The sequence below is a fragment of the Streptomyces sp. NPDC056734 genome (assembly GCF_042790455.1).
Taxonomy (GTDB): Bacteria; Actinomycetota; Actinomycetes; order Streptomycetales; family Streptomycetaceae; genus Streptomyces.
Window position 1 is genome coordinate 48098 of the sequence record NZ_JBHTZD010000036.1, and the last position, 8414, is coordinate 56511.

Here is an 8414-nt window from a genome sequence, read left to right on the forward strand (position 1 = left end):
CCATTGTGCCGGGTGGCAAATCGGGGCGGGCTGTTGGGGCCTCCGGCCCGCCGGGCGGTTCGGCCGGGGCGGCCCCCCCCCGGGCCCGGCCGGCTGGGGGGGGGGGGCGACCGGGCCCGGTGACCGGCCGAAGTGGCCCGTCGGAACCCCGTGGAACCCCGTGGAGTCCCGCGGAGTCCCGACGGAGTTGTCCGCCGGACGTGCCGGGGAACTCAGACGCGTGGAATGGCCGACGAATCCACCGGAAGGACCGGCGCGGCGGCGGGCACCGAAGTAGCCGCCGGAACCGGGGAATCATTGCCTTGGGCGAGGTTCTTCTCCACCCGGGCGGCGACCTCTTCCCAGATATGCGCGCACTCACGGGCCAGATGGGCCACGGTGCCGCTCCAGTACGGAGGCACGGTGTCGATGATTCCCTCCCACTCGTCGGGCGGGAGCATATGAACGCTGAGCAGCCGCAGCAGTTGCCGGCCCGTCTCGTTGAGCCGGAGGGCGGGGTCCGCCTTGAGCCGGTTCACCGCCGAGAGCCCCTCCGTGAACGCGGGGACGGCGGCGGTGTCGTGCCGGACCGTTTCCCCATAGCCCGACTGCGGCACGACTCTGAGTATCTCCTCGCGCGGTCTCGACCGGGCGCCCCGGGGACGGGCGGGGAGCAACGGCTCCTCCCCCCGGCTGAGGCGATTGCGCACATCCCGGGCGGTCTCCGGGGAGATACCGGCGGCGCGGGCTATCTGACGCAGGGACAGATCGGGGTTCTCGCTGATCAGCTGCCCCGCCCGTCTGCGCCCCTCGGCGATGTCGACGGGACGCACCCGCCCGTCCCGGCCGATCCGGGGGAGATCCTCCCCGGCACCGCCGGCCCGGACGGTCCGGCGCACCTCGGCGACCGTGCCGGGCGCGATGCCCGTCACGGAGGCTATTTTCCGGTCCGACCACTGCGGATGCGTGGCGACGATCCGCGCGGCGGCCCGTTTGCGGTCGGGCAGCGACAGCGGCAGTCCGTGCCGCACATTGGACTCCACGGCCAGCACGAAGGCGTCCGCTTCCGTGCCGTCGTAGAAGGTCACGGCGATGGTGTGGTGGCCGCGCAACTGGGCGGCGCGCAGCCGGTGCAGTCCGTCGATGACCCGCATCGAGGCACGGTGCACGATGATGGGCGGCAGCGCAATGTCCAGCTCCGCGAGTGTCGCCACATGGTCCGGATCCTCACCCGCGTTTCTCGGTGAGCCGTCCGCTGATAATGATCGAATGTCGACGTCGACGATCCTGTCATCCGTACTCCCCCGTCGCACCTACATCTCCGTTCGCTCGGCTCACGCCTTCCTCGTGCGTCGCGACCTCCGGCGACGCCTGCCGGCACACACCGATTCCGCTGCCACGGGCCGATCGACCGGCGCACGCCACAAATGCCAGCGGCGTCCACCGACTTCTCGCGCTCATTTCATGGCGACCGGGTCCTCGGCGCGCCGGCACTGTACGACTGCCTCACCACTGCACCGCTGTAGTCGGGTCCCTGATCACTTCGGTTCGTAGACCTGTGGAGTCCGCTCACTGCGAGGAGCCGAACCGGGGGCGCACTCGCAATTTCGAACGAGGCTCCAGGCGAACAAGAGTCCTTTTCCCTGACGCTTCACTCTAACAGCCAACTCACAGTCCAGACGGTGACACATCCTGCTATCCAGCATTTGAGACGGGCCATCAATTTCACCGAGCTACAGGTGCGGGGGTGTTTCAGAAGCCTTCGGAGCATCACCGGAAGCCTGTGGCGGCCCTTGATGACGTCCTTGAGCGGGCCACCCCTTGAGTGAACCGGAGTCAGCCCTTGCGGTCCCGCCGGGAGCCCTTACAGCCGGAATGAGCCATTCTCCCTTTACTTTCCGGCTATTCGCTGCACATTCAACCACCGTCCGACCGCCCGGTCGGGTAAGGACGCAAACCGGCAGCATAAAGCGACGGCCATGGCGGCACGCGCCAAAGGGCCGTAACCGGGAAGGGAATTCCCACCCTCCCGCCGAACAGGCATGCGCGCATAACCCGGCGACCGGCCAATACCGATTCACGGGGCATGGAAGCACCCCCGCCCTGGCCTGACCACCGGCGCCCGATGCTCTCACCGCGATGGTTTCAGCGACGTAACAGCCTTACGGCCTGCGGGATCCCGGGCAATGCGCACACAGGAGGTTGCAGCGAGGTAACGGGAGGCGTTCCGGCGTGGTAACCGTCGGCGCGCTGTACTGGGCGGCGGATCGCGATGACCAACCCCCCGCTCCCTTTCAGGAGGTCCCATGCGCACCGCACCCGGTCTCTGCGCCACCTGCGGCGTCGAGTTCGTCCCCTCCCCCCGCCGCCGGGGCCGCCCCGACTCCCGCTTCTGCACCGCCACTTGCCGCGCCCTGTGGGAGCGGGCCCATGGCGCGCGGGGCGGGGCGGGAGCGGGGGGCGACGGGAGCGATGGGGGCGGTACCGGCGGTAATGGCGGTGGAGGCGGCGCGGGTAAGGCGGAGGTCGGCGATGGGGCGGGGGCAGGGGCTGGTGCCAGGGCCGGGATCGGCATCGGGGCCGGGATCGGGTCGGGGACCGCGATCGGAGCCGGAGCCGGGGCCGGGGCCGGGGCCGATGCTGCGACGCCGCTGCCGCCGCTCGGCACCGAGCACTCCTGCCCCCATTGCGGCCACCAGCTGACCATCGTCAACTTCGTGCTGCCGAGCCTGGATTCCACGGGGGACGCGGGGGCGGGCGGCGCCCGCGCGGAGGTCCCGGAGCAGTCCTCGCCGGAACGCCCGACGGCGTGAGGCCGTGTGGCCGTGAGGGCATGGCGGGAAGGCGGCAAGGGGACATGGCGGCAAGGGGACATCAGGGCGTGAAGATCCTCCGCCGTTGAGGCGGTGGCGGGCGAGTCACCCGTGTGGGCGATTGCGGCGGCGGTCCGGAACGGGCAGGGAGGGGTGCGGGGTGACACGAAAGGCGGCGCCGGGGGTACGTAGGTTTGCATGACATCTGTGCGCCCCGCCCTCTTGGTGCCCACCGCCACCTACCGCCTCCAGTTGCAGCCGGGCTTCCCGTTCGCGGCTGCCGCGCGGGCGGTGCCGTATCTCGCGTCGCTCGGCGTGTCGCATCTGCATCTGTCGCCGGTGCTGGAGGCGGTGCCCGGGTCGGCGCACGGGTACGACGTCGTCGACCACGCGCGCGTACGGGACGAACTGGGCGGCGAACAGGGGCTGCGCGCGCTGTCGCGCACCGCGCGGGAGCACGGGCTCGGCCTGGTGGCGGATCTGGTGCCCAACCACATGGCGCTGTCCGCGCGCCACAACCACGCCCTGTGGGAGGTGCTGCGCGAGGGCCCGAGGTCGCCGTACGCGCGCTGGTTCGACATCGACTGGGAGGCCGGGGGCGGGCAGCTGCTGCTGCCGGTGCTCGGCGGTCCGCTGGGCGCGGAGACCGGGCGGCTGACGGTCGACGGGGACGTCCTGCGCTACCACGACCAGGTGTTCCCGCTGCGCGAGGGCACGGCCGGGCTGCCGCTGACCGCGCTGCTGGACGCCCAGTGGTACCGCCCGGTGTGGTGGCGGCTGGCCCGTACCGAGCTGAACTACCGGCGGTTCTTCAGCATCTCCGAGCTGATCGGGGTGCGGGTCGAGGACCCCGAGGTGTTCGAGGCGACGCACGCGAAGATCCTCGCCCTGCTGCGCGAGGGGGTACTGGACGGGCTGCGCGTCGACCACCCCGACGGGCTCGCCGACCCCGACGGCTATCTGCGGCGGCTGCACGAGGCGACCGGCGGGCGCTGGACGGTCGTGGAGAAGATCCTCGCCGACGGCGAACGGCTGCCGGCCGCGTGGCCGGTCGCGGGCACCACGGGCTACGACGCCCTGCGCCACGTCGACGGCCTCTTCACCGACCCGGCGGGCGCCGGTGAACTGGTCGGGCAGTACCGGCGGTTCGCTGCCCCGCAGACCGACCGGGGCGGCGTGTGGGCGGCGACGGTGCGCAGAGCGGCGTACCGGGTGCTGGGGCACGAGCTGGCGGCGGAGATGGACCGGCTGACGCGGGTGGCGCACCGGGTGTGCGCGGGCGCCCCGGACCCGGTGCTGCGCGACCGCGCCCCCTGGGCGCTGCGCACCGCCCTGCGCGAGCTGCTGGTCCGCCTGGGGGTCTACCGGCCCTACGCCTCCACCGACGCGTCCGAGGTGCTCACCGAGGACGCGGCCGAGGAGGCGAAGGCGGCCTATGCGGTGCCTCAGGAGGCGGGCGCGGTCGAGGTCGTACGGGATCTGCTGCTGGGGCGGCACGGGGAGCTGCCCGGCGTGGCGGAGCTGCGGGCGCGGTTCGCGCAGACGGCGTCGGCGCTGCGGGCCAAGTCGGTGGAGGACACGGCGTTCTACCGCTATGTGCCGCTGCTCGCGGCGACGGAGGTGGGCGGGAATCCGGGCGCGCCCGGCGTGTCGCCGGCGGACTTCCACGCGTACTGCGCGCGCGTGCAGCGCGATTGGCCGGCCACGGGCACGGTGGTGTCCACGCACGACACCAAGCGCAGCGCGGACGTGCGGGCCGCGCTGGCGGTGCTCACCGAGTGCCCCGGGCGCTGGGCGGACGTGCTGGCGGAGGTGGTGCGCGACGGCGAGGGCGGGCCGGACGCCCAGGTGGCGTGGGTGGCCTGGCAGACGGTGTTCGGCCTGGGCCCGGCCGCGCCGGAGCGGGTGCGCGAGGCCCTGCTGAAGCATGTGCGCGAGGCGGGCCTGTACACGAGCTGGACGGAGGCGGAGCCGCCGTACGAGGAGGCGGTCGCGGCGTTCGTGGCGACGGGGCCCTGCGGGCCGCCCGGGGCGCGCGTGGCGGCCTTGCGGACGGCGCTGGAGCCGCACATCGGGGCCAATGTGCTCGGCACCGCCCTGGTCCACCTCACGATGCCGGGCGTGCCGGATGTCTACCAGGGCACGGAGGGCGAGTACCGGGCGCTGGTGGACCCGGACAACCGGGGTGTCGCCGCGTTCCCGCCGCCGGAGCCGGGCGCCAAGAACGCGCTGACGGCCGCGGCCCTGCGGCTCCGGGCCCGCCGCCCGGACGCCTTCGGCGAGAACGCCTCGTACGCCCCGCTCCCCGCCGAGGGCCCCGCCGCCGCCCATTGCCTCGCTTTCACCCGTTCCGGCCAGGTGATCACCGCCGTCACCCGGCTGTCCCTGCGGCTCGAAGAGGCGGGCGGCTGGTCCGACACCCGCCTCCCGCTGCCGCCGGGCCACTGGGTGGACGTCCTGCACCCGGAACGCCATTTCACGGGCCACGCGCGCGTGGCGGACCTTTTCGGGAGTCTGCCGGTGGCCCTGCTGGAGCGGAGGACGGAGCCGCGGCCGGACGAGGTGATCAGCGCCTCGTAGGGGCGCGGGAACCTGCGCGACAAGCCCCGAGCCACCGCCACCCGCCCACCCGCACCAGTCCCCCGCACACACCGGCGTGCGGGCCTCGCGGCGCCCGGGGCGCGTCCAGGCCCTCCGGGTGCTTCCGGACGCCTCCCGATGCCACCTTGCGCCTCCCCGTCGACGTCCTTGACAGCCACGGTCGGCCGTGGGGTACTGCGGAGGCGAGGCAAGGCGGACTCGACGACAGGTCGGGGGGTGGGTCTGCTGCCGCATCTGCGCTATCCCACGGTCACTGAATTGGTGTCGTCCACGCGGGCGCTGACCACGGACCACCCCGGTCTGTGCACGTTGCGCCAGGTGGGGGCCTCACGCGCGGGACGGCCGCTGCACCTGCTGTCCGTGGGCCGCGCCCGCCGCGCGGTGCTGGTCGTGGCGGGCGCGCACGCCAACGAGCCGACGGGCGGGCGCACACTGCTGACGCTGGCCCGGCGTGTCGTGTACGACAGAGGACTGCGGGACGGCCTGTCGTGGCACTTCCTGCTGTGCGCGGATCCCGACGGGGCGAGCCTGCACATCACCCCGGCCCCGCACAGCCTGCTGGACTACCACCTCGGCTTCTACCGGCCGCCCGGCCCCGAGCAGCCCGAATGGTCTCCGGCCGCGCTGCCCCCGGACCGGCTGCCGCCCGAGACCCGCGCCCTGACCGGCGTGATCGACGAACTGCGCCCCTACCTCCAGGTGACCCTGCACGGCACCGACCTGGGCGGCAGCTGGGTGCAGCTGACGAAGGACATCCCGGGGCTCGCGGAGCCGTTCGCCCGGTCGGCGGCGGAGCTGCGCATCCCGGTGGAGACGGGCGCCTCGGACGCCGCTGGCTGGCCCGTGTCCGGGCCCGGCGTGCATGTGATGCCCCCGCCGGACGCGGGCGCGGCGTACCCGAGCATGCCGGACGACGCGCGGAACAGCACCTGGTACCACGCGCACCGCCACGGCGGCCTGACCGCGGTCGTGGAGGTGCCGATGTGGGCCAGCGACCTGGTCACCGACCTGGCGCCGCATCCGGCCCCGGCGGTGGCCCTGCGCCGGCTCGCCCAGCGGCTGCTGCGGGACACCCTGGAGGTGGAGCGGGTGATGGCGGACGCGCTGCCCCGCCTCGAAGGCGCGAGCGGCCCGCTCCTGCGGGCCGCCCAATGGGGCCTCGGCCTGGTGCCGGGGCTGGCCGCCGACTGGATCCACACCCCGCCGGCCGGCTCCACGATGGCCTACGTCGGCAGCGTCGACGCCTTCGCCCGCCGGCTGCCGCTGCGCGCGGCGGCCATGCTGCTACGGGCCCTCCAGGAGACCGACGCCCGCGCGGCCTCCCGCCTGGAACGTCTGGTCACCACCTGGAGCACCGCTTTCGCCCACCGCTTCCACGCCCGCTGGGTCCCCCTCCAACACCAGACAGAACACCAGACCCGCACCGTCCTGGCAGCGGCCACGCACGCCCGGGAGCGGGCGTCGTGAGGGGTGCGGGAGCCTCTCTGGAGGCTCTGTCGGCCAGGCGTCGGCAACCGTGAAGGACACGACCGTGCCGCCGAAGCGGCTGGGGCTGGAGGGCCACGAGTCGGCGAGGGAATCGACCAGGACCGGATCAGCTCGGTCCTGAATCGCCCACACAGCCCGAGCACGACTCTGACGGCCGTGGTGGCGGCTCGGCGGGGGCGGACGGGGCAGGACGGTCGAACTCCCGGCGCGCGCGAGCCCGGACGCTCTGGCGGGCGCGGTGACGACTCGGCGAAAGACGAGCGACGCACGCGACCCGCCCGTCAGGCTCCCGGCGCGCGCGAGCGGCCTCTCCGGACGGCGAGGACGCTGCACCACGCCGAGAGGCCGACCAGCGGACAGCCACACGCGCGGATGCCCCCGAACGGCCACGCACTCGGCGCGCAAACGGACGGCCCGGATCCTCGTCCGCCCGCCCCGCCAGGTCAGGCGCGCGGGCCGCCTCGAAGCCGCACACTCACGCCCGTACGAGGAGGCGCCCCCGCCACCCGAGGCTCCGCGCCCGTGGCGATCCGCGCTGCCCTGCGCGCGGCCGTCCACCGCGCGGACACGGACCGCCCGGCTACCGCTCGCCCGCACGCACGCGCGCGTGCCGCAGGCCCCAGGACCGGGCGTTCCGCCCCACCACGCTGCTACAAGCACGTACCCCCAGCTCGCGGAACCGCCCCGCACGCGCGCGTGCCGCAGCGCCACGGCCCCGGCTGGGACAGCACCGCACCCCAGCCGGGACGGCCCCGGCTCAGGCGTCCAGCTCGAACACCACCCCCGTGCTCCCCCGCAGCTCGCAGTCGTTGGAGAAGGTCTGGCGGAATTCGACGGAACGGCCGCTCCACTGGCCGCGCGCGTGGGCGGTGACCGGCGAGTAGAGCATGGGGCAGGTCGTGGCGGCGGGCGACGCGATGTTGCCGATGTCGCCGTCGGCGGAGGCGAGTTGGCCGCAGGCGGCGGTGGCCTGGGTGTGGCCCTGGGGCGGGTTGCACATCAGGAGGGTGCCGCGTGTGTCGCTGGACTGGGTGTCGCCGCGGGTGACAGTGAGGTAGAGCCAGTTCCCCGGGAGGGAGGGCTGGGCGGTCGCCCCGGCGGGGACCGCGGCGGTGGCGAGGAGCAGGCCCGCGAGCAGAACGCCGCGCCCCGCTCTCCTGATCTGCGGATACGTCGTGTACGTCATTCCTGGTGCATCGGCACGGCGGCGGTCGAACACCACCCCGACTCACCCGAACGGGAGGCCCAGGCGCCCGGCTGCCGGGCGAGGCCGAGAACGTGGCCCACGACCCCGCCTCATGAGCGCCCGACCGCTCCCTCCAGGGTCCGCCATGCCCCGCACCCGTCGTGGAAGCCGACGGCCGGGCAGCCTTGCGGGCAGTTCGGGTTAGCCGGGACGCAAGACAGAGCAGCGGGCGGCAGGTCCCGGATGACGTCGGCGCCGCCGCGCGGAGCCGGGTCGGCGAGGTACCGCGGGGGATGACGCCACCGCCCGGTTCATCGGCATGCAGACCGACGACGACCACGACCAGC

5 protein-coding genes and 1 pseudogene are annotated in these 8414 nt (G+C 73.8%); 3 read left to right on the plus strand and 3 right to left on the minus strand.

Features of this window, described 5'->3' with window-relative positions:
• Positions 1-212 precede the first annotated feature (212 nt).
• Complete coding sequence (locus ACFRFC_RS35505) at positions 213-1193, minus strand: ParB N-terminal domain-containing protein (RefSeq protein WP_382692585.1); 981 nt, start codon at positions 1191-1193, stop codon at positions 213-215.
• A 1092-nt stretch (positions 1194-2285) separates the two neighbouring features.
• Here ACFRFC_RS35505 and ACFRFC_RS35510 point away from each other — a divergent pair.
• From ACFRFC_RS35510 to ACFRFC_RS35520, 3 genes are all read left to right on the plus strand, one after another.
• Entirely contained in the window at positions 2286-2792 is a 507-nt protein-coding gene (locus tag ACFRFC_RS35510; RefSeq protein ID WP_382692583.1) for a hypothetical protein, read from the plus strand.
• Between the two features lie 198 nt (positions 2793-2990).
• Positions 2991-5372 (plus strand): malto-oligosyltrehalose synthase, encoded by a 2382-nt coding sequence (treY, locus tag ACFRFC_RS35515; protein WP_382692582.1) that lies wholly within the window; start codon positions 2991-2993, stop codon positions 5370-5372.
• Between the two features lie 237 nt (positions 5373-5609).
• On the plus strand, positions 5610-6860 hold the full coding sequence (locus tag ACFRFC_RS35520) for a M14 family zinc carboxypeptidase (protein ID WP_382692580.1): 1251 nt from the start codon (positions 5610-5612) through the stop codon (positions 6858-6860).
• Positions 6861-6887: 27 nt separating this feature from the next.
• Here the strand turns inward: ACFRFC_RS35520 and ACFRFC_RS35525 are convergent.
• Positions 6888-6983 (minus strand): annotated as a pseudogene (locus tag ACFRFC_RS35525) (ATP-binding protein); the annotation flags it as partial.
• 655 nt (positions 6984-7638) lie between these two features.
• Positions 7639-8067 carry an SSI family serine proteinase inhibitor gene (locus ACFRFC_RS35530; protein ID WP_382692578.1) on the minus strand — a complete coding sequence of 143 codons (429 nt, stop codon included), beginning with the start codon at positions 8065-8067 and terminating at the stop codon, positions 7639-7641.
• Positions 8068-8414: the final 347 nt, after the last annotated feature.